The 19,048-nt window shown below is 36.6% G+C and carries 19 protein-coding genes; 12 read left to right on the top strand and 7 right to left on the bottom strand.

Annotated elements, in window-relative coordinates; translation table 11 throughout:
- Positions 1-47: 47 nt before the first annotated feature.
- Positions 48-431 carry a large conductance mechanosensitive channel protein MscL gene (gene mscL / locus WBG45_RS13400; protein WP_424415309.1) on the bottom strand — a complete coding sequence of 128 codons (384 nt, stop codon included), beginning with the start codon at positions 429-431 and terminating at the stop codon, positions 48-50.
- A 197-nt stretch (positions 432-628) separates the two neighbouring features.
- Between mscL and WBG45_RS13395 the strand changes: the two genes are divergently transcribed.
- Positions 629-1,312, top strand: a complete 684-nt coding sequence (locus tag WBG45_RS13395; protein ID WP_424415307.1) for a lytic transglycosylase domain-containing protein — start codon at positions 629-631, stop codon at positions 1,310-1,312.
- A gap of 41 nt (positions 1,313-1,353) precedes the next feature.
- On the opposite strand, the gene WBG45_RS13390 is transcribed toward WBG45_RS13395, so the two are convergent.
- Complete coding sequence (locus tag WBG45_RS13390; RefSeq protein WP_024534640.1) at positions 1,354-1,599, bottom strand: GlsB/YeaQ/YmgE family stress response membrane protein; 246 nt, start codon at positions 1,597-1,599, stop codon at positions 1,354-1,356.
- Between the two features lie 469 nt (positions 1,600-2,068).
- On the opposite strand from WBG45_RS13390, the gene WBG45_RS13385 reads away from it, so the two are divergent.
- Positions 2,069-2,743 carry a DNA alkylation repair protein gene (locus WBG45_RS13385; protein WP_424415305.1) on the top strand — a complete coding sequence of 225 codons (675 nt, stop codon included), beginning with the start codon at positions 2,069-2,071 and terminating at the stop codon, positions 2,741-2,743.
- Between the two features lie 394 nt (positions 2,744-3,137).
- Positions 3,138-3,458, top strand: coding sequence for a hypothetical protein (locus tag WBG45_RS13380; protein ID WP_424415304.1), 321 nt, complete (start codon positions 3,138-3,140; stop codon positions 3,456-3,458).
- Between the two features lie 209 nt (positions 3,459-3,667).
- Here WBG45_RS13380 and yfkAB read toward each other — a convergent pair whose 3' ends face one another.
- Positions 3,668-4,783: a radical SAM/CxCxxxxC motif protein YfkAB gene (gene yfkAB, locus WBG45_RS13375; RefSeq protein ID WP_424415302.1), complete on the bottom strand. Its 1,116-nt coding sequence runs from the start codon at positions 4,781-4,783 to the stop codon at positions 3,668-3,670.
- Positions 4,784-4,897: 114 nt separating this feature from the next.
- Here yfkAB and WBG45_RS13370 point away from each other — a divergent pair, with 114 nt between their 5' ends.
- The 5 genes from WBG45_RS13370 to WBG45_RS13350 all read left to right on the top strand — a co-directional run bounded on the left by WBG45_RS13370 (position 4,898) and on the right by WBG45_RS13350 (position 9,577).
- The gene (locus WBG45_RS13370) at positions 4,898-5,299 is read left to right on the top strand and encodes a thiol-disulfide oxidoreductase DCC family protein (protein WP_424415301.1); all 402 of its coding nucleotides are present in this window, start codon (positions 4,898-4,900) and stop codon (positions 5,297-5,299) included.
- Positions 5,300-5,316: 17 nt separating this feature from the next.
- The gene (locus tag WBG45_RS13365) at positions 5,317-5,805 is read left to right on the top strand and encodes a DinB family protein (RefSeq protein ID WP_424415300.1); all 489 of its coding nucleotides are present in this window, start codon (positions 5,317-5,319) and stop codon (positions 5,803-5,805) included.
- A gap of 136 nt (positions 5,806-5,941) precedes the next feature.
- Complete coding sequence (gene acnA, locus WBG45_RS13360; protein ID WP_424415298.1) at positions 5,942-8,650, top strand: aconitate hydratase AcnA; 2,709 nt, start codon at positions 5,942-5,944, stop codon at positions 8,648-8,650.
- 199 nt (positions 8,651-8,849) lie between these two features.
- A complete protein-coding gene (locus tag WBG45_RS13355) occupies positions 8,850-9,275 on the top strand; it encodes an acyl-CoA thioesterase (RefSeq protein WP_424415296.1) in 426 nt (141 codons plus the stop codon).
- The gene (locus WBG45_RS13350; RefSeq protein ID WP_424415294.1) at positions 9,275-9,577 is read left to right on the top strand and encodes a hypothetical protein; all 303 of its coding nucleotides are present in this window, start codon (positions 9,275-9,277) and stop codon (positions 9,575-9,577) included. The genes WBG45_RS13355 and WBG45_RS13350 overlap by 1 nt, the downstream gene beginning before the upstream one ends.
- Before the next feature lie 36 nt (positions 9,578-9,613).
- Here the strand turns inward: WBG45_RS13350 and WBG45_RS13345 are convergent, their stop codons facing one another.
- Together WBG45_RS13345 and plsY are read right to left on the bottom strand one after the other, a co-directional pair.
- Positions 9,614-9,904 (bottom strand): HesB/YadR/YfhF family protein, encoded by a 291-nt coding sequence (locus tag WBG45_RS13345; protein WP_424415292.1) that lies wholly within the window; start codon positions 9,902-9,904, stop codon positions 9,614-9,616.
- Between the two features lie 36 nt (positions 9,905-9,940).
- Positions 9,941-10,546 (bottom strand): glycerol-3-phosphate 1-O-acyltransferase PlsY, encoded by a 606-nt coding sequence (gene plsY / locus WBG45_RS13340; RefSeq protein ID WP_424415291.1) that lies wholly within the window; start codon positions 10,544-10,546, stop codon positions 9,941-9,943.
- 208 nt (positions 10,547-10,754) lie between these two features.
- Here plsY and parE point away from each other — a divergent pair, with 208 nt between their 5' ends.
- Genes parE through WBG45_RS13325 form a run of 3 tightly spaced genes read left to right on the top strand, consistent with a single transcriptional unit; the run spans position 10,755 to position 16,444 of the window.
- Positions 10,755-12,728 carry a DNA topoisomerase IV subunit B gene (parE, locus tag WBG45_RS13335; RefSeq protein ID WP_424415290.1) on the top strand — a complete coding sequence of 658 codons (1,974 nt, stop codon included), beginning with the start codon at positions 10,755-10,757 and terminating at the stop codon, positions 12,726-12,728.
- Positions 12,725-15,169 (top strand): DNA topoisomerase IV subunit A, encoded by a 2,445-nt coding sequence (gene parC / locus WBG45_RS13330; protein WP_424415289.1) that lies wholly within the window; start codon positions 12,725-12,727, stop codon positions 15,167-15,169. Before parE ends, parC begins: the two co-directional genes overlap by 4 nt.
- A 54-nt stretch (positions 15,170-15,223) precedes the next feature.
- Positions 15,224-16,444: an MFS transporter gene (locus WBG45_RS13325; RefSeq protein WP_424415287.1), complete on the top strand. Its 1,221-nt coding sequence runs from the start codon at positions 15,224-15,226 to the stop codon at positions 16,442-16,444.
- A gap of 128 nt (positions 16,445-16,572) precedes the next feature.
- On the opposite strand, the gene WBG45_RS13320 is transcribed toward WBG45_RS13325, so the two are convergent.
- The gene (locus tag WBG45_RS13320) at positions 16,573-16,944 is read right to left on the bottom strand and encodes an rRNA methyltransferase (RefSeq protein WP_424415285.1); all 372 of its coding nucleotides are present in this window, start codon (positions 16,942-16,944) and stop codon (positions 16,573-16,575) included.
- A 26-nt stretch (positions 16,945-16,970) separates the two neighbouring features.
- On the bottom strand, positions 16,971-17,756 hold the full coding sequence (locus WBG45_RS13315; RefSeq protein WP_424415283.1) for a hypothetical protein: 786 nt from the start codon (positions 17,754-17,756) through the stop codon (positions 16,971-16,973).
- Between the two features lie 431 nt (positions 17,757-18,187).
- On the opposite strand from WBG45_RS13315, the gene WBG45_RS13310 reads away from it, so the two are divergent.
- Positions 18,188-18,997, top strand: coding sequence for a DUF2935 domain-containing protein (locus WBG45_RS13310; protein ID WP_424415282.1), 810 nt, complete (start codon positions 18,188-18,190; stop codon positions 18,995-18,997).
- The last annotated feature ends 51 nt before the right edge of the window (positions 18,998-19,048 follow it).

Here is a 19,048-nt window from a genome sequence, read left to right as displayed (position 1 = left end):
CAATTCATTTAGTTGAATTGAAGCTCTTTCTATTTGAAATCAGTACTTTATAAATTCTGTTGGTTTTTTAATAAATCACGAATCTCAGCTAATAACTCTTCTTTTGCATCGATAGCCGGGCCTTCTTCAATCACTTCTTCTTTCTTACGTTGGAATTTCATTAAAATACGAACGAACATAAAGATTGCAAAAGCTATAATAATAAAGTTGAAAATTGATTGAATGAAGTTTCCGTACATTACTTCCGCGCTACCAACCTTAAACATTAACCCTGTGAAGTCCACTCCACCTAAAAGAATACCAACTAAAGGCATAATAATGTCGTCGACAAGAGATTTTACGATAGCTGCGAAGGCTGCTCCAATAACAACAGCAATTGCTAAATCCATAACATTTCCTTTTAATATGAACTTTTTAAAGTCTTCTATCATTTTTTCTCACCTCCCTTAATTAGTAAGTGTATATATATATAAATTATTTGTATATTTATATTCTGCTCAATTTTGTCGAATAGTATTAATTTTCAAAGTGTTCAAGAGTGACAGACATTTCCAGAATACTTGATAGATTTCATGTGTTGGAGCAGGATATTTGTGATAAACTAAAGAAAAAAACAGGATGCGGCAAAATGAAAATACGAAAAAAGAAGAAACCATTATCTATAGTGACAAAAAGCTTAGTTATCTTTCTTATGGTTCCGATCACGATGACCGTTTTCGTGTTGGCAAGTGTGTACTGGGGAGATTTGAAAAGAATTCCAATCATCCACACGTTGTCAGAATCCATACAGGCTCCAAATAAGATATTGGATATGGCTATTCCAAAAGAATACATCCCAATTTATCAAGAAGCTGCAACTGAATATGAAATCCCATGGACATTGCTAGCTGCACATCACCGTATTGAAACGAAATTCTCAACTATGGATCCACTTCTTTCTCCAGTCGGAGCTGAAGGGCATATGCAATTCATGCCTTGTACGTTTGTTGGTTGGCAACATCCAAGTTGCTCAGGTAAAGGAAAAGGTGCAATTTCAGAAGATGATAAAACGAATCCAAAGATTATAGCTAAATACGGAGGATACGGCGTAGATGCTAATAAGGATGGAAAAGCTGATCCTTATCAAATGGAAGATGCCATGCATAGTGCTGCGAAATATTTAGCCAGTAATGGTGCTGCATCTGGTAATTTGGAGAAGGCTATTCATATGTACAATCATAGTGACGAATATGTAGAAGATGTTCTTTATTATTATAATAAATATGAAGAGGAGCAGAGGGAAGAAGGACAAGCTCAGTCTACATCACAATAAAAAAGAGTCGTTCGAAATTCGAACGACTCTTTTTTATACTATTATTTACGAAGTGCTTTTAAAATCATGCTAACGATGAAGATTAAAATAATTGCACCAATTAAAGCTGGAATGATTTGAATACCGGCAATTGCTGGTCCGAAACTGAATAACATTCCGCCGATCCATGCACCAATAATACCCGCAATAATGTTACCAATAATTCCGCCTGGTACGTCTTTACCTAAAATAAGTCCTGCTAACCAACCAATAATACCACCGATAATAAGATATAAAATGAATTCCATGTGTGTCATCTCCTGTTCAATAATTGTTGTCTTGCTTACTTAATAGATAGCCTCTAACGATAAGGTTCAAACCACTTTTTAAAAATTATTATTTTTAAAGTGATTTTGTTTATTTACTTTTTTTATTAAGAATACCTATTATGTAAATATGATTTCCAAATGTTCATTTTTTATGTATTTCGACATAATATAACGAAGTAAGTGATACCTTTATTTTATAAATAAATTGTAAAAATATTTTGCGAATTCTAAATTCGAGGAGTATAATCTAAGGAAAGGAGTGGTTGAGATGGATCAAATCATGATGAAGAAACTAAATAAACAGGCACTATGGTTTGTGGTTATTCATACAGTATTTATCTTTAACCTCGCGTTCGATATAATTGAATTTTTATGAAAAAATGTGGATAGGAAACCTATCCACATTTTTTAAATAGAATGATAAAGTCTTTGTAAAAGGGGAGTTAAATTGAAAAATCCATGGAATCGTCATACATATGTTCAATCATTTGAAAACCTTCGTAATGAACGACTTGCTGAACCAATGAAAGCATACATGAAGCATCATTTTCCTTTTTTAGGTATTAAAAGCCCTGAAAGAACGGAAGCATTAAAGGCATTTTTTGCTATACATGAATTGCCCGGAAAAACGGAATTACTTAATGAAGTATGGGAGATTTATAGACTACCGGAGCGAGAGTACCAATATGTCGCCATTGCTTTACTGAGTAAAAAACTTAAATCATTAGCTGTCGACGATTTAGGGTTTCTTGAGAAATTAATAACCGAAAAATCATGGTGGGATAGCGTGGATTCAATTGCACCAACCATTGTTGGAGATATTGTCAAAAGAGATCGTCTAGAAGGTGAGAAAGTCATGTTCCAGTGGTCAGATTCGGATAATATGTGGTTAAATCGTGCAGCCATTCTTCATCAATTAAAATATAAAAAAGAGACTAATGAAAAAATATTAATTGAAATTATTTTGAAACATGTACATTCAAATGAATTTTTTATTCAAAAAGCCATTGGATGGGTGTTAAGAGAATATGCAAAAACCAATCCGGCTTTTGTTCGTAAATTTGTCGAAGAATATGAGTTGAAGCCATTATGTAAACGCGAAGCCTTAAAGCATATTAAATGAAAAAGCAAACTAATCGTAACGGGTTCTCTTCTGAGGTGAAAAATTTAAAGTACAACACAAAAGGAGCACCAATTCGCAATTGAATTGGTACTCCTTTATTTGTTGATGCATGAACTTTCTTACTCTAAAATCACTATTTTTAACGCTATAATTAACGAGCTATTTGGAGAAGTTGTGGCAATTAAATATTATGCTAATCGATATGTTAATTAGGATATGAGATGAGTTTAGAAATATTAGAATGAAAACATCATACTTAATTAGCATCTGCAAATTGCTTATCAAACTAACTACGTAGGGTTATTTCGGAAAATTGGAGATACTAATGGAATAAGTTAATTGGCTCATTAATATTAACCGCATCGTCCATATTTTGTAGCAAAGGAGGGATTAAATGTATTCTTACAAAAAAATAATGGTGGTATCTATATATGCACTAGTCCTACTGATTTTAAGTGGATTCATCAAGGAAGGTCGAGAAGAATGTTTAGAATGTGTAGAGTGCTATGATAGGGCTTGGGATGATGGCTATGAATTAGGAAAAGCAACGGGAGTAGTTAATGAAAGATACAGAATAATTCGCAATCTTATTAATGCCCAAATGACCGATGAACAAATTATTCAGTACGCACATACATCCTATGTGGAATTAGAAGATGTCAAAAACCAATTAAAAGTTTTAAATGGTAAATTTGAATTTGAAATGCCTCAATGACCCATTGATCAACTAACAAGTGTTTGAGATGACCAAGACTTAAAAATATTTGGCGGAAAAACTCAGCCTCTTGGTTGGGTTTATTTGTTCGATATTAACAAAAAAGCACCGCTAAAAATGCGATGCTAATTTGGTATCCTTTTAAATGCTTTTTTCTGCTCGTTTTTTTTCTCCTCAAGAGAACCCGTTAGCCTAATCGGCTGCATTTGTTATTTTACAGAATCACTAGTAAATAAATGATCTTTATAATACATGTTTTTTACTAATACATTAGGACCTAGGCATTTAACGGCCGGACAATGACAATTTAACTCTTTAGCAAGAGGGGATTGTAGCCAATTATTGAAGATAACAGGCAAAGAATCACTTTTTAGATTTCCTAGTACAGGTGCGTCTCCAAAGTCGGTGACAATTACTTCACCAGAAAAAATATTGATATTTAAACGGGAACGTCCATCTGGATCATTTCGAACCGTTACATTAAACTCGTCTTTCAGTCTTTTCTGAAGGTTACGATCCTCAGCACTTGCACTACATGGGTAAAATGGCAAAGTTCCGAACAGCATCCATGTGTTTTTATCTCGAATATCAAGCAGATGATGAATCGCATTTCGCGTTTCTTCAAGGGTCAAAGATGTTAGACTGCTAGCGAAATCTGAAGGGTACATTGGATGAATTTCGTGTCGAGCACACTTCATTTCTTCTACGACTTGTCGATGTATATTTTCTAAATATGGCAATGTCTTTTTGTTTAACATGGTTTCTGCAGATACCATGACACCTGCTTCTGATAACATACGACTATTTTCTATCATGCGAGTAAAAAGTTTCGCGCGTTGATCGTAGGAAGGTTTACGTGCCATAACTGCAAAGCCGGTTTCTACAAACTCGTCCACCGTTCCCCAGTTATGAGAAATATGTAAGACATCTAAATAAGGAGCTATTAACATATAGCGCTCTGGATCTAATGTTAAGTTCGAGTTAATTTGAGTACGTACTCCACGCTCGTGTGCATATTTCAAAAGTGGGAGTACATAATTTGTCACTGATTTTTTCGATAACATCGGCTCGCCACCAGTTATGCTTAACGTTTGTAAATGAGGGATTTCATCTAACCGTTGACGGAGCAAATCAAAAGGTAGTGCCTCTGGGTCTTTAGTTTGTAAAGTATAACCTACTGCGCAATGAGCGCAACGCATGTTACACAGGGTTGTTGTCGTAAATTCAATATTTGAGAGTGTGAGCTTACCGTGTCTTTCTATATCTGAATAAGCTTCCCAAGGATCATACGAAGGAGTAAGTTTTTGAAGTGTAGTGTTTATCATAAAATAATCGTCCTTTCTAACATGAAATATTGTCGCATATGAAGTGAAGAATGAAAACGTTAGATTGTCGTTTATTTGTCGATTCAAGTAATATAAGAAGAAAAGGTGAATTTTATGGATACTAAATCCCCAGTTCTTTTTTACGATGGAAGCTGTGGTTTTTGCCACCAATCAGTCCAATTTATCTTGCAACATGAACGGGCTGAAGAAATCTATTTTGCTGCTCTTGATAGCGAACTTTCCAATCAACTAAAAAAACAACATCCTAAACTGCAATCAATTGATTCAATTGTGGTACTTAAGGGAAAAGAGTTATTAGTAGAATCCGATGCAGTGTTTGCATTGACAACTTATTTGAAGGCACCATATCATTTTGCAAAATATGCACGTTTTATTCCGAAGACGTTGCTAAATCATGTGTATCGATTTGTCGCAAAGCATCGACACCGCTTCATTCGTCAAAATGAATCGTGTTTATTACCTTCACCGCAACAACGAAAACGATTTTTGCATTAATCAAAGGAGAGATTTACATGTTTTTAGAAGACAATAATAAAATTCGAAAAGAGCTATTTCAAACGATTAAATGGATAACGGACGAGCAATTTAATCAGAATCCATCTAACGGGGGATGGTCTCCAAAACAAATTTTTGAACATCTTGTACGTATGGAAACTGTCATCGCAACAAATATTGCGAGGGAATTAAAGAATCCAGAAAGTCCAAAGTCAAAGAAAAAACCAATTGGCCTTTCTACAAATCGTTTAATAAAAGTAGAGGCACCAGGATATACGGAACCAACTGAAGATTATAAAACAAAACTTGAAATGCAAAAAGAGTTACATGATTCACGTCTCTTCTTATTAGATGTATATGAATCAAGCTCAAAAGAAGCATTCCTTGAAAAATCATTTAAGCATCCGATTTTTGGTCAAGTGCCATTAATACAATGGTTCCCATTCGTTGGATTGCATGAAAAACGTCATTTGAAACAATTGAAAAAAACGATTGAAATGTTGTAAGGTCATAACAAATACTTATCACAACCTATAATTTTAATGTAATTTACTTATAAACTAGACTACGTTATGATTAGTACTGGAGAAAAGTCGCTACCAATAGATGAGAGCCTTTTCATAAATAAAAGGAGGAATAGACATGGCAAAAAGTAACTTGCATAATAGCCGTACTTCTTTCGACTTAAACGGTAAAACGTATAACTATTACCGTCTAGCAGCGTTAGAAGAGGCAGGGATCGCAAATGTGTCCCGACTTCCTTATTCAATTAAAGTATTACTTGAGTCCGTTTTGCGTCAACATGACGGATATGTCATCAATGATGACCATGTAGAAAAATTGGCAAAATGGGGTAAAGACGTTGATCCGGAAGCGGAAGTTCCGTTTAAACCATCACGTGTTATTCTCCAAGATTTCACTGGTGTACCAGTAGTAGTAGACTTGGCAGCACTTCGTTCAGCAATGGCTGAAATGGGTGGAGATCCTGACAAAATCAACCCGGCAATTCCGGTTGACTTAGTTATTGACCACTCTGTACAAGTAGACAAATATGGTACATCTGACGCACTTCGCGTAAATATGGAATTAGAATTCGAACGTAATGCAGAGCGTTACCAGTTCCTTAGCTGGGCTCAAAAAGCATACGATAACTACCGTGCTGTACCACCAGCAACAGGTATCGTTCACCAAGTAAACTTAGAGTATTTAGCTAACGTTGTTCATGCAGTTGAAAATGAAGAAGGTACATACGAAACGTATCCAGATACTTTAGTAGGTACTGACTCTCATACAACGATGATTAATGGTATCGGTGTTCTTGGGTGGGGCGTTGGTGGTATTGAAGCTGAAGCAGGTATGCTTGGTCAACCTTCATACTTCCCGATTCCTGAAGTTATCGGAGTTAAGTTAACTGGTGACCTTCCAAACGGTACAACAGCTACTGACTTAGCACTTAAAGTAACTGAAGTACTTCGTAAAAAAGGCGTAGTAGGTAAATTCGTTGAGTTCTTCGGAGCTGGCGTAACGAAACTTCCACTAGCTGACCGTGCAACAATTGCTAACATGGCACCTGAGTACGGCGCAACTTGTGGTTTCTTCCCAGTTGATGAAGAAGCACTTGATTACATGCGTTTAACTAGCCGTGACGCAGAACATATCCAAGTAGTTAAAGAATACTTAACTGTAAATGGAATGTTCTTTACAGTTGATAATGAAGATCCAATCTACACGGATGTTGTAGAACTTGATTTATCAACAATTGAACCAAACATGTCTGGACCTAAACGTCCTCAAGATTTAATTCCATTGTCTGAAATGAAACTTGAGTTCAACAAAGCGGTTGTAGCTCCTCAAGGCAACCAAGGTTTCGGTTTATCTAAAAAAGAATTCAAGAAATCTGCAACTGTTACTCTTGATGGGAAAGAAGTAACGATTCCTACAGGCGCTATTGGAATTGCAGCAATTACATCTTGTACAAATACTTCGAATCCATTCGTTATGATTGGGGCGGGTCTTGTTGCTAAAAAAGCAGCAGAAAAAGGCTTGCGTCCACCAGCATACGTGAAAACTTCACTTGCACCAGGTTCGAAAGTAGTAACAGGCTACTTACGTGACGCTAATCTTCTAGAGCCACTTAGTGCTGTAGGATTTGACTTAGTTGGTTACGGATGTACGACTTGTATCGGTAACTCAGGTCCAATGCTTCCTGAAATCGAAAAAGGTATCATCGAAAACGACTTATTAATTACGTCTGTTCTTTCAGGTAACCGTAACTTTGAAGGTCGTATTCACCCATTAGTAAAAGGTAACTACTTAGCTTCACCACCACTTGTAGTTGCTTATGCATTAGCAGGTACGGTTGATATTGATCTTCAAAACGAATCACTTGGTAAAGACCATGCAGGAAACGATGTATTCTTTGCTGACATCTGGCCAACAACGGAAGAAATTAAAGAAGTTCTTCTTAAAACAGTTACTCCTGAATTGTTCCGTAGTGAATATGAACGTGTATTCAATGAAAACGAGCGTTGGAATGCGATTGAAACACCAAATGATTCATTGTATACATTTGATGAAGATTCAACGTATATTCAAAACCCGCCTTACTTTGAAGGTTTAGCAATTGAGCCAAGCCCTATTCAAACGCTTGCTGGACTTCGTGTAGTTGCGAAATTCGGAGATTCAATTACAACTGACCACATTTCACCAGCGGGTGCGATTGGTAAAGATACGCCAGCAGGTAAATACTTGCGTGAACGCGGAGTAGCAGTACGCGACTTTAACTCTTATGGTTCACGTCGTGGTAGTCATGATGTTATGATGCGCGGTACATTTGCTAACATTCGTATTCGTAACCAAATCGCAGCAGGTACAGAAGGTGGATTTACAACTTACTGGCCAAATGGCGAAATCATGGCAATCTATGATGCTGCAATGAAATACCAAGAAGATGGTACTGGCTTAGTTGTTTTGGCAGGTAAAGATTACGGTATGGGATCTTCACGTGACTGGGCAGCGAAAGGTACGAACTTACTAGGTATTAAAACAGTTCTTGCTGAAAGCTATGAACGTATTCACCGTTCAAACTTAGTTATGATGGGTGTTTTACCACTTCAATACATGGCAGGTCAAAGTGCAGAATCACTTGGCTTAACTGGTAAAGAAGAAATCAGCGTTAACATTGCTGAAGGTGTTAAACCTCGTGATATTCTGAAAGTAACGGCTAAATCTGCTGACGGTTCTGTAAAAGAATTCGACGTATTAGCACGTTTCGATTCAGAAGTTGAAGTTGATTACTACCGTCATGGTGGTATCTTACCAATGGTATTACGTGATAAATTGAAAAACTAAAGTTTTTAAGAAGACTGTCCTTAGGGGCAGTCTTTTTTTGCGGGAAAATAGTCGTGCGAACCTCATTCAAGTGATTTTTACAATGTCCAAGGGCACATCCTACGAGTAGGTAGTGGTATTATGATGGATGACAACTGAGATCCATTAATCACCCAATTTCTCATCGTTTTTTGTATAATAGAAAAGAGGTGACTGAATCATGTTTATTAGTGAAAAAGAAATTGAAATACGTTATGCCGAAACGGATCAAATGGGTGTTGTCTATCATGCCAACTATTTAGTATGGATGGAAATTGGTCGTACAACATTAATAGAGGACTTAGGGTATACGTATGCTGGATTAGAGCAAGAAGGATACTTATCGCCTGTTACGGATTTATCGATTCAATATAAGGCTTCGATGAAATATGGTCAGAAAGCGACCGTTCGAACATGGGTGGAGTCACATGGTAAACTACGCACGATTTATGGTTATGAAATCTTACACATGGATGGAACGATAGCAGCAACTGCTAAATCAGAGCATGTATTAGTTAAGAAAGACACATTTCGACCCGTGTCATTGAAGAAAGTGGATGCCATATGGGATGCGAAGTATAAAGAAATAGCAAAGGTGAAAGAGTAATGGCTTTTGGCATTAAACGACCGGAACTCGTGTCATGGAAAGAGGCTGTAAGTAAAGGAGAAATTGCGTTTCTTACTCATTACTGGATAGATGAGAGATTCCCAGGATGTAAAACGGTGACAAAAGTGGGTTGTTCAGATATTGAACGACTGATTACATGGGGTACTCAATACGGATTAAAACCAGAGTGGATTGATTATAAAGAAGCATACCCTCATTTTGATTTGTTTGGACAGCATCAACAAGCGATTATGAAAAAAGAAGGCATGTTGAAACAATTGAAGCGATTCGAACAAAAATAATAATCCACTAAGAGTTATGACTCTTAGTGGATTATATTATTTCTTATATGAATACGTAAGTTCTTGTAATTTCGAGTCAATATTGACGTGGAGATCATGACCGTCAAAATACCATACATCTCGTTCTTCAATATAGAAATGGATATTTTCTTCGATAAGTTCAACAGCCAGCTCCATAGGCTCTTCTTTCGTTACACCTAAAGAGAAACCCTCATGCAACTGACTTGAACCGCCATACCGAGCATAAAACCGAATGTATTCTCCTGCTGTAGTTTCCATTTCTTCTTTAAACCAGGCCATTGCTTCATTTGATAAAACAATCTTCATGTGAACATCAACCTTTCGTGGACTAATCTTATTGTATTATATCCACTTTACTTTTGGTTCAGTTCCTGCTTTGATTCGCGCAATATTCGCTCGATGGCGATATAATATAAACGACGATAATAACACGATTACGACTAGTAATGGAATATCTATTTCAAAGAATACATTATATGCAATCGTATAAACGAGTGCAATTACACCTAGTATCATAGACGTAAAAGAAACCATTTTTGTTAGTTTCAATACGATAAAGAACGATAAGAGCATAAGAAGGAAGATGGGCCAGTGATATGCTAGCAACACGCCCCCAGAGGTCGCTACAGCTTTGCCACCCTTGAATTTAGCAAATATCGGATACATATGACCAATGACTGCTACTACCCCTAAAATGAGCGGGTGGATGTTTGTATCAGTAAAGAAAGGAAGGAGCGGTAGTAAAGTAGCTGCAGTTCCTTTTAAAATATCCATTATGGAAACAATTAAACCTGCTTTTAGTCCTAATATACGAAATGTATTCGTTCCTCCTAAGTTACCACTTCCATGTTCGCGAATATCGATTTTGTAGAAAAGTTTGCCTATCCATAGTGCGGAAGGAATCGATCCTAGCAAGTATGCTAGTAAGATGAGAATAACAATATTCATAAAGTGCTCCTTTAAAATTAATTAGTACTTGCTCTTAATATGTAAAACTAGTTTATCACTAGTCACAATCTGTCACAACGCATTAGTAGAACTTTCATTTAAACAAGATTAATAGTTGAAGTACAGTATTATAGCTCAAGACACATTGCAAAGGTAGCATTCATTCTATACAATGAAAACATCTGTTTGTTTTTTGGAGGAGAAAGATTTGGCGAAAAATCAATCATTAACAGCTTATAACGACGATGCAATTCAAGTACTCGAGGGACTTGAAGCGGTACGTAAACGTCCAGGAATGTATATTGGCTCTACTGATGCTAGAGGACTGCACCATTTAGTGTATGAAATTGTCGACAACTCTGTAGATGAAACATTAGCAGGTTATGGTCATCACATCATCGTCAATATACACGAAGATCAAAGTATCAGCATTCGAGACTTTGGACGTGGAATGCCCACTGGTATACATAAGACAGGAAAACCGACTCCGGAAGTTATCTTTACAGTACTTCATGCTGGAGGGAAATTCGGTCAAGGCGGTTATAAAACAAGTGGAGGGTTACATGGTGTTGGTGCTTCAGTAGTAAATGCCTTATCATCATTTTTAGAAGTTACCATTCATCGTGACGGTAAAAAGTATCGTCAACGATTTGAAAATGGCGGACACCCCGTAACCACACTTGAACATATTGGTTCAACAAAAGAATCTGGTACGTCTATTCATTTCCTACCTGATCCATCCATCTTTTCTGTAACTAAATACAACTATGAAACGATTTGTGAGCGATTACGTGAATCTGCCTTTTTATTAAAAGGATTAAAAATAGAGTTAAATGACTTACGTAACGGCACTCAAGATATCTTCTTTTATGAAACTGGGATTGAAGCATTCGTTGGTTATTTAAACGAAGAAAAAGATGTGTTACATCCGGTTTCATACGTTGAAGGAACTCAAGATGACATTGAAGTGGAATTTGCGTTCCAGTTTAATGATGGCTACTCGGAAACGATTTTATCTTTTGTAAACAATGTACGAACACGTGACGGCGGAACGCATGAAACGGGTGCGAAATCAGCATTAACACGTGTTTTTAATGAATATGCTCGGAAAACAAGCTTATTAAAAGAAAAAGATAAAAACTTAGACGGCACAGATATTCGTGAAGGAATAGCTGCGATTATCTCAGTACGTATACCTGAAGGAATTCTTCAATTTGAAGGACAAACGAAAGGTAAACTTGGTACGAGTGAAGCACGTGCAGCAGTTGATGCTGTCGTGTCAGATAAACTGCTATATGTATTAGAAGAAAATGCAGAATTGAGTGCATCTCTTGTACGTAAAGCCATTCGTGCACAACAAGCTCGTGAAGCGGCACGCAAAGCACGTGAAGACGCACGTAGTGGAAAGAAATCGAAAAAAGCAAGTTCGATTCTTTCGGGTAAGTTAACTCCAGCTCAATCTCGAAATGCTGCAAAAAATGAACTTTATTTAGTCGAGGGTGACTCTGCGGGTGGTTCAGCTAAGCAAGGACGCGACCGTACGTTCCAAGCTATTTTGCCTCTTCGTGGGAAAGTTATTAATACGGAAAAAGCAAAACTTGCAGACATTATGAAAAACGAAGAGATTTCTACGATTATTCATGCAATTGGTGGGGGAGTCGGCTCTGATTTCTCTGTACCTGACATTGCCTATGACAAAATTGTTATCATGACAGATGCCGATACTGACGGGGCACACATACAAGTGTTGTTGTTAACATTCTTCTATCGATACATGAAGCCATTAATAGAAGCGGGAAAAGTATACATCGCATTACCTCCACTGTATAAAGTTTACAAAGGTGTAGGGAAGAAAGAAGTGCTTATTTACGCATGGACTGAAGCTGAGCTTGAAGTTGCCATTAAAAAAATCGGCAAAGGCTATTTGATTCAACGTTACAAAGGTTTAGGTGAAATGAATGCCGTTCAATTATGGGAAACGACAATGAATCCTGAAACCAGAACGTTAATTCGAGTAGAAATTGATGATGATGCTCGTGCGGAAAGACGCATCACGACGTTGATGGGCGACAAAGTAGAACCTAGACGACTGTGGATCGAAAACAATGTTAATTTTGGTATAGATGTGGAAAGTAATATTTTAGAAAATGAGCTCATCCATACCGAGGAGGATTCAGAATGACACAAACCGAACGTTATCAAGATTTACCACTAGAAGAAGTCATCGGCGACCGGTTTGGCCGTTATAGTAAATATATTATCCAAGATCGTGCCTTACCAGACGCACGAGATGGCTTAAAACCAGTACAACGACGTATTTTATATGCGATGTTCCATGAAGGTAACACGAACGAAAAACCTTTCCGTAAATCGGCAAAAACCGTAGGTAATGTAATCGGTAACTATCATCCACATGGTGATACTTCTGTTTATGACGCTATGGTGCGTATGAGCCAAGACTGGAAAGTACGACATATGCTGATCGAAATGCACGGGAATAACGGTTCGGTCGATGGAGATCCTCCAGCTGCAATGCGATATACAGAAGCACGGTTATCTGCAATCGCAGGGGAAATGTTACGAGATATTCAGAAACAAACCGTTGATCTTGTACAAAACTTTGATGACTCGGAATTAGAGCCTACTGTATTACCAGCACGTTTTCCTAACTTACTCGTGAATGGTGCATCAGGTATTTCTGCAGGATATGCTACAGATATGCCACCACATGCACTTCATGAAGTGTTGGATGCCGTATTAATGAGAATGAATAAACCTGAATCCACGGTTGACGACTTGATGACGGTATTAAAAGGACCTGATTTTCCTACTGGCGGTATTATTCAAGGTGTCGATGGTATCAAAAAAGCCTATGAAACTGGTAAAGGAAAAATTGTTGTACGGTCTAAAGCGGACATTGAACCGTTAAAAGGCGGAAAAGAACAAATCGTCATTACTGAGATTCCGTTTGAAGTGAATAAAGCGGTGTTAATTCGAAAAATCGATGATCAACGTTTGGACAAACGGTTAGATGGTATTGCAGATGTTCGTGATGAATCAGATCGAACTGGATTGCGTATTGTTATAGAATTAAAGAAAGACGTAGATGCAAAAGGTATTCTGCAGTTCTTATTTAAAAATACAGATTTGCAAATTGCCTACAACTTTAACATGATTGCCATTCATAATCGTCGACCAACTATGATGACACTACCACTACTATTAGACGCTTATATTGCACATCAAAAAGATGTTGTAACAAGACGTTCTAACTTTGATTTACAAAAAGCAAAAGATCGTATTCATATTGTAGAAGGTTTAATGAAAGCATTGTCGATATTGGACGAAGTGATTATTACCATTCGTAAATCTCAAGATAAACGGGATGCGAAAAACAATTTAATTCGTGCGTTTTCTTTCACAGAAGAACAAGCCGAGGCGATTGTTTCTCTACAACTATATCGATTAACTAACACAGACATTACTGATTTGAGAAATGAAGAAGCAAGTCTGAAAAAATTAATTAGTGAATTATTAGAAATTCTAAATAATGAATCCCAATTGGCAAAAGTAATTAAGCAAGAGTTGCAATCGATCCGTAAGCAATTTGCAGAGCCAAGAAGATCGATTATTGAGGATGAAATCGAAGAAATTAAAATAACGTTAGATGTTATGATTCCGAGTGAAGAAGTAGTGGTTACTGTAACGAAAGATGGCTATGTAAAACGCACAAGTACGCGTTCTTATAGTGCTTCAAACGGCAAAGACTTCGCGATGAAAGAATCAGATTATCTGTTATTTGAGTCGATGATGAATATGCAACATCACATATTATTATTTACGAGCTTAGGCAATTATATATATCAACCAATTCACGAGTTACCGGAGATTCGTTGGAAAGACTTAGGTCAACATGTGTCAAGTATTGTATCACTTGATTCAAATGAGACCATTATTAAAGCGATTCCAATCGAGAAATTCGATGACACACGCTTTATATTAGCTGTTTCTAAACTAGGTCAAATCAAACGATCTTCGCTTGCTGATTATCAGGTTCAACGCTATTCTCGTGCGTTAAACACGATGAATTTGAAAAAAGGCGATCAATTGGTTTATATTGATTTAGTTACACAAGAAGATGAAGTTTTTATTGCAACTTTAAATGCTTATGCTGTGAGATTTAACATGGATGAAGTTCCTGTAACTGGTGTTAAAACTGGTGGTGTTAAAGGAATTAACTTAAAAGACGGTGATGTTGTTGTAAATGCAACGACTATTCCAGCTGGTGCACGTGGAGATTTATTCTTAGTCACTCATCGTGGAGCCGTTAAAAAAATGTCCTTAAAAGAATTTGAACAAGGCACTCGTGCCAAACGCGGAATTGTTGTATTACGCGAATTAAAATCAAATGCCCACCGAGTAAGTGGCGTATTTTATGTCCAAGACAATGAACAAGTGGTGATTGAGACGGCAAAAGGTGTTCGTGAAGTAGTGGATACAAAACCTGTGCGCATCTCAGATCGTTATTCAAACGGTTCATTTGTTGTTGATACTGATAAAGATGGTGTTGTTGTTCGTCTATGGAAAGTGCTGAAAAAGAGCATCGAAAGCAAGAAATCGTGAAAGGGTACAACTAGGGAGCTATAATAGCTCCCTTTGTTGTATACAGGGAAGAGTATGTGGAAGAATCGCAATGTGTGGATTATATTAATTGGTGAAATGATTGCTGGTCTTGGATTGTGGTCCGGAATCATCGGAAATTTGGAGTTTATGCAAGAACGAATTCCTTCAGATTTCTTGAAATCAGTTATTATGGCCATTGGTCTGCTAGCAGGTATTTTAGTTGGTCCACTTGCTGGAAAAGTAATTGATCAATCAAAGAAAAAGACCGTTCTCTTAATATCAGGATTTGGTCGGATGATTAGTGTTTGCTTTATGTTATTTGCTATTGGCACGGGGTCTATTTGGTGGATGGTCGCGTTTATGATCAGTATTCAACTATCAGCAGCGTTTTATTTCCCAGCGCTACAAGCAACGATTCCATTAGTCGTCAAAGATGAGAATTTGCTGCAAATGAATGGGTGGCATATGAACGTAGCAACGATGGCCCGCGTCATAGGCACAGCGCTTGCAGGAGTAGTATTAGTGTATTGGACATTAGATGCTCTATATTACATGTCAATTATTGCTTATGGTGGCTTGTTAATCACTACGTATATGTTGCGTATCGAAGAAGAAGAGGGAACAGAGGCAAAAGTAAAAGTTTCTGCATCAGGTAAAGGCGGCTTTATGGAAGTCTTTCCAATCCTGAAATCTTATCCAGCAGTTATGATGACGTTAGTGATGACATTAATTCCATTGCTATTTATTGGTTCATTTAACTTATTAGTCATCAATATTAGCGAAATGCAAGATTCGGCATCGATTAAAGGAACTATATACGCAGCAGAAGGTATTGCATTTATGCTCGGTACAGTCGTAGTGAAATATATCGCTAAAATATGGAGCACAGGCACCATATTATTCTTCTTTGCATTCGTTATTGGGTTAGCAGAGTTAATTTTAATATTTGCGGCTAATCCATTTTTGTCTGTAACAGCATTTGCCGTGTTTGGTTTTGCAGTTGGTAGTTTTTTCCCAACAGCTATGACGATATTCCAGAAACAGATGCCGAAAGCGTTCCATGGAAGATTTTTCTCATTCAGAAATATGCTGGAGCGAGTGATTTTCCAAGTCGTTTTGTTAGCAACAGGTGCATTATTAGATTTAATCGGCTTACAATGGATGGTCGTCGTATTTGGGGTACTTAGTTTATCACTAACAACGATTTTCTTAATTCAAATGAAGCGTCGAAACATAATATTAGATACAAACGATCAAACCGCCGAAATTGCTTAATTTCGGCGGTTTTTTTCTGTTTTGTCTCACTGTTACAAGTATACTTGCTTACTGAGATGTAGCTTCCTATAATTTATATTATGACCGGGGCGTTTTGTTATATGAATATAATAACATCTTTCTACTGCTTACTCTACTCTATATCTATAACTCATGTCCTTACTTTGTTTTATATCAATGTACTGGATACTAAATTCAATTACATCATTAATATATAAATTATGGTTTTTTGCAAACTCCTTGAGTTGAATTAATAACTCTTTATCATAAGTTGTTTTGTATTGAATACGATCATTAGGTCTCATATGTTTATTGAATGTGATATTCCCGTCAGCTAAAACTGCTTTCAATCCACTTTCAATTAAATAATTAACATGTGTATCATTATCTGCTGCTAATTTTTTTAATGACTCAATAACAGATTGACTAATATTCGTTCTGAATTTAACTCTTGATTCATCGGTCATATGAATAAGTCTGCCATTTAATAATTTCCACATAATTATATTCTCCTAACTTTTCTGTCTTACATTTCATTAAGTCGCTGTGACATTTTTTCTCTTTTATGATAGACATGATTTTCGAGTGTGTCATTATAAATAATCTGGGCAAGTTTAGGCAGTTCAAACTTTCCTTTAACCCATACGCGGTAAATCAATTTCCCTAATTTTGTTTGCTCAACTGTCATTTCTGATCTTAAGGACCATGATTGAAATACAGATAAGAGCCCACATGAAAATTCTTTACTTGCAGAGGTAACATTCATAACGTATCCTGTTTTTTGTACCCACCCATCTCCATCTATTACCCCTCTAACGAACGAAGGTAAATACTCTTCTGGTACAGCTGGAAATGGAACAATTAATGATTTCTTTGCTGTGATGCCCATTAATTCCAGATCTTTTTTAATTCCTTTTGAATTAATAATTAAAGTTGGTGTGGTTTTTGTTCTTCCAAATGCTGTTAACACATAATCAGCAGCCATAAAATGTGCAATCAATTGAAGAATGCGTTCATCTTTTTGAGAAAAATAGATGCTGTGATATTTATTATGAATATGGCCATCTGTAACCAATAAACCAAGTACCCAGGCCATTTCATGCGTCCAAACTTTGAAGAAATCTTCGTTCACTTTATTTTTTCTTGGTTGACCTGAGAATTGCTCTCTATTCATTTTTATACCATGCTTGTATAACACATTACGAATCGCTCTATCAGAAAGCCCAATTATCGTAACCATCTCTTTAAAAGACATATCACTTTTGTACATATTGATAATCGTTTCATCTGTTATTCCCGGATTACGAGGCATAGTTTAGGCTCCCTTCCAGCGAAATATGAATGAATTATGTTATTTCAATTATACAAACAAACGTTCTGTCATGTCTAGTAATTACCTTAGAATAAGTAAAACTTTCAAAAGCTGTTTATTTTTCTCGTATTTACCCTTGCCATCGCTTTGTACAAATACATGCCATTTCTAAAGTCGGCTCTAGGGGAAAGTGGATCCACATTCCAATTGCCATATGTATTTTCAAGTGTAAAGCCATTCATGTTCAACAACCTATCCCTTAGGTTATGTATTCCTTAAAATGATATTAGTTAATAGTTTTTCCGTAATTTGTCCTTCGGAGTCTTTCTTTTTTCGCAGCGTTTGATAATTATGTATTCCATTGATTTTAAAATACATTTTCTTATTTGATCACACATAACATGGACTGTGCTAAAAAAAGGAGGAGAATAATGGCAAATGAGTTTGTTGTACGCTCATTGGATGAAATTCGATTTTGGGCGAGAATAATGAAGGAGCATGCACTTTTCTTAAGTCTGGGATTTACTTATAATGAACAAAAACTAATTGATGAAGCAAAAGCATTTATTGCTGTATTCGAAAGAATTGAAGAACAATTAAACGGCTTTACAATTCACTCTGATCCTCGTCAAATTGAAGCTTTTAACGTTCACGTTTACCAAGCAGTGGCCAATATCTGGGCTTATAAAAGAAAGGTGTTAGGACTCATTCTACGCTGCGAGATTCGTTCAAATAATTACGCATTACTGGTCGATCATACGAGTAGAGAAGCTGCTTATTTTGCCAATCGATTAAAAGAACTCAACGAAGGGAAATTACAACCTTTACCAGAAGCTATTATAAAAGAAAATGTCTTTTTCTTAAAAATCATGGCTGACCATGCTAAGTTTATTGGACATCTTTTAGATCCTAGCGAACGTAAATTAGTTGAACAAGCACGAGATTTCAGTCACGACTTTGACCAACTGTTATTCCAGGCTGTCGATTTAGATAGTATGAGACCTGAGTCTGAGACGCCTGGTCTGTTAGATCAACTCCTTGATCAAAATAGAGTATCCGTTGTTTCCTTAAGAGACTTTAAGAAGACGGCAAGAGATTTAATCGAAGAATGTCGTATTAAAAGTAACATCCACCCACTCTTGGCTGATCATGTTTTTAGAGAAGCAGAGAGATTTATTGAAATCATTGATATTTTTGAAGAAAGCCTAACGTCAAACAAAAAAGAATCTACGGCAATGTAAATAAAAGGAGAGGCTTCAAACCTCCCTTTTTCGTTTTATTTTTATTAAAAA

This window comes from Paenisporosarcina sp. (genome assembly GCF_049671445.1).
GTDB lineage: Bacteria > Bacillota > Bacilli > Bacillales_A > Planococcaceae > Paenisporosarcina.
Note: the sequence above shows the minus strand (reverse complement) of the source record. Positions and strands in the feature narration are given on the sequence as shown.

What these genes read in the sequence shown, in the direction of transcription:
- WBG45_RS13380 (WP_424415304.1), top strand. Translation starts at nt 3,138, where the DNA reads ATGTATTCTTACAAAAAAATAATGGTGGTATCTATATATGCACTAGTC.
- WBG45_RS13365 (WP_424415300.1), top strand. Translation starts at nt 5,317, where the DNA reads ATGTTTTTAGAAGACAATAATAAAATTCGAAAAGAGCTATTTCAAACG.
- yfkAB (WP_424415302.1), bottom strand. Translation starts at nt 4,783, where the DNA reads ATGATAAACACTACACTTCAAAAACTTACTCCTTCGTATGATCCTTGG.
- WBG45_RS13310 (WP_424415282.1), top strand. Translation starts at nt 18,188, where the DNA reads ATGGCAAATGAGTTTGTTGTACGCTCATTGGATGAAATTCGATTTTGG.
- WBG45_RS13350 (WP_424415294.1), top strand. Translation starts at nt 9,275, where the DNA reads ATGGCTTTTGGCATTAAACGACCGGAACTCGTGTCATGGAAAGAGGCT.
- WBG45_RS13370 (WP_424415301.1), top strand. Translation starts at nt 4,898, where the DNA reads ATGGATACTAAATCCCCAGTTCTTTTTTACGATGGAAGCTGTGGTTTT.
- WBG45_RS13395 (WP_424415307.1), top strand. Translation starts at nt 629, where the DNA reads ATGAAAATACGAAAAAAGAAGAAACCATTATCTATAGTGACAAAAAGC.
- WBG45_RS13320 (WP_424415285.1), bottom strand. Translation starts at nt 16,944, where the DNA reads ATGTGGAAATTATTAAATGGCAGACTTATTCATATGACCGATGAATCA.
- plsY (WP_424415291.1), bottom strand. Translation starts at nt 10,546, where the DNA reads ATGAATATTGTTATTCTCATCTTACTAGCATACTTGCTAGGATCGATT.
- WBG45_RS13325 (WP_424415287.1), top strand. Translation starts at nt 15,224, where the DNA reads ATGTGGAAGAATCGCAATGTGTGGATTATATTAATTGGTGAAATGATT.
- WBG45_RS13315 (WP_424415283.1), bottom strand. Translation starts at nt 17,756, where the DNA reads ATGCCTCGTAATCCGGGAATAACAGATGAAACGATTATCAATATGTAC.
- WBG45_RS13345 (WP_424415292.1), bottom strand. Translation starts at nt 9,904, where the DNA reads ATGAAGATTGTTTTATCAAATGAAGCAATGGCCTGGTTTAAAGAAGAA.
- parC (WP_424415289.1), top strand. Translation starts at nt 12,725, where the DNA reads ATGACACAAACCGAACGTTATCAAGATTTACCACTAGAAGAAGTCATC.
- WBG45_RS13355 (WP_424415296.1), top strand. Translation starts at nt 8,850, where the DNA reads ATGTTTATTAGTGAAAAAGAAATTGAAATACGTTATGCCGAAACGGAT.
- WBG45_RS13390 (WP_024534640.1), bottom strand. Translation starts at nt 1,599, where the DNA reads ATGGAATTCATTTTATATCTTATTATCGGTGGTATTATTGGTTGGTTA.
- acnA (WP_424415298.1), top strand. Translation starts at nt 5,942, where the DNA reads ATGGCAAAAAGTAACTTGCATAATAGCCGTACTTCTTTCGACTTAAAC.
- mscL (WP_424415309.1), bottom strand. Translation starts at nt 431, where the DNA reads ATGATAGAAGACTTTAAAAAGTTCATATTAAAAGGAAATGTTATGGAT.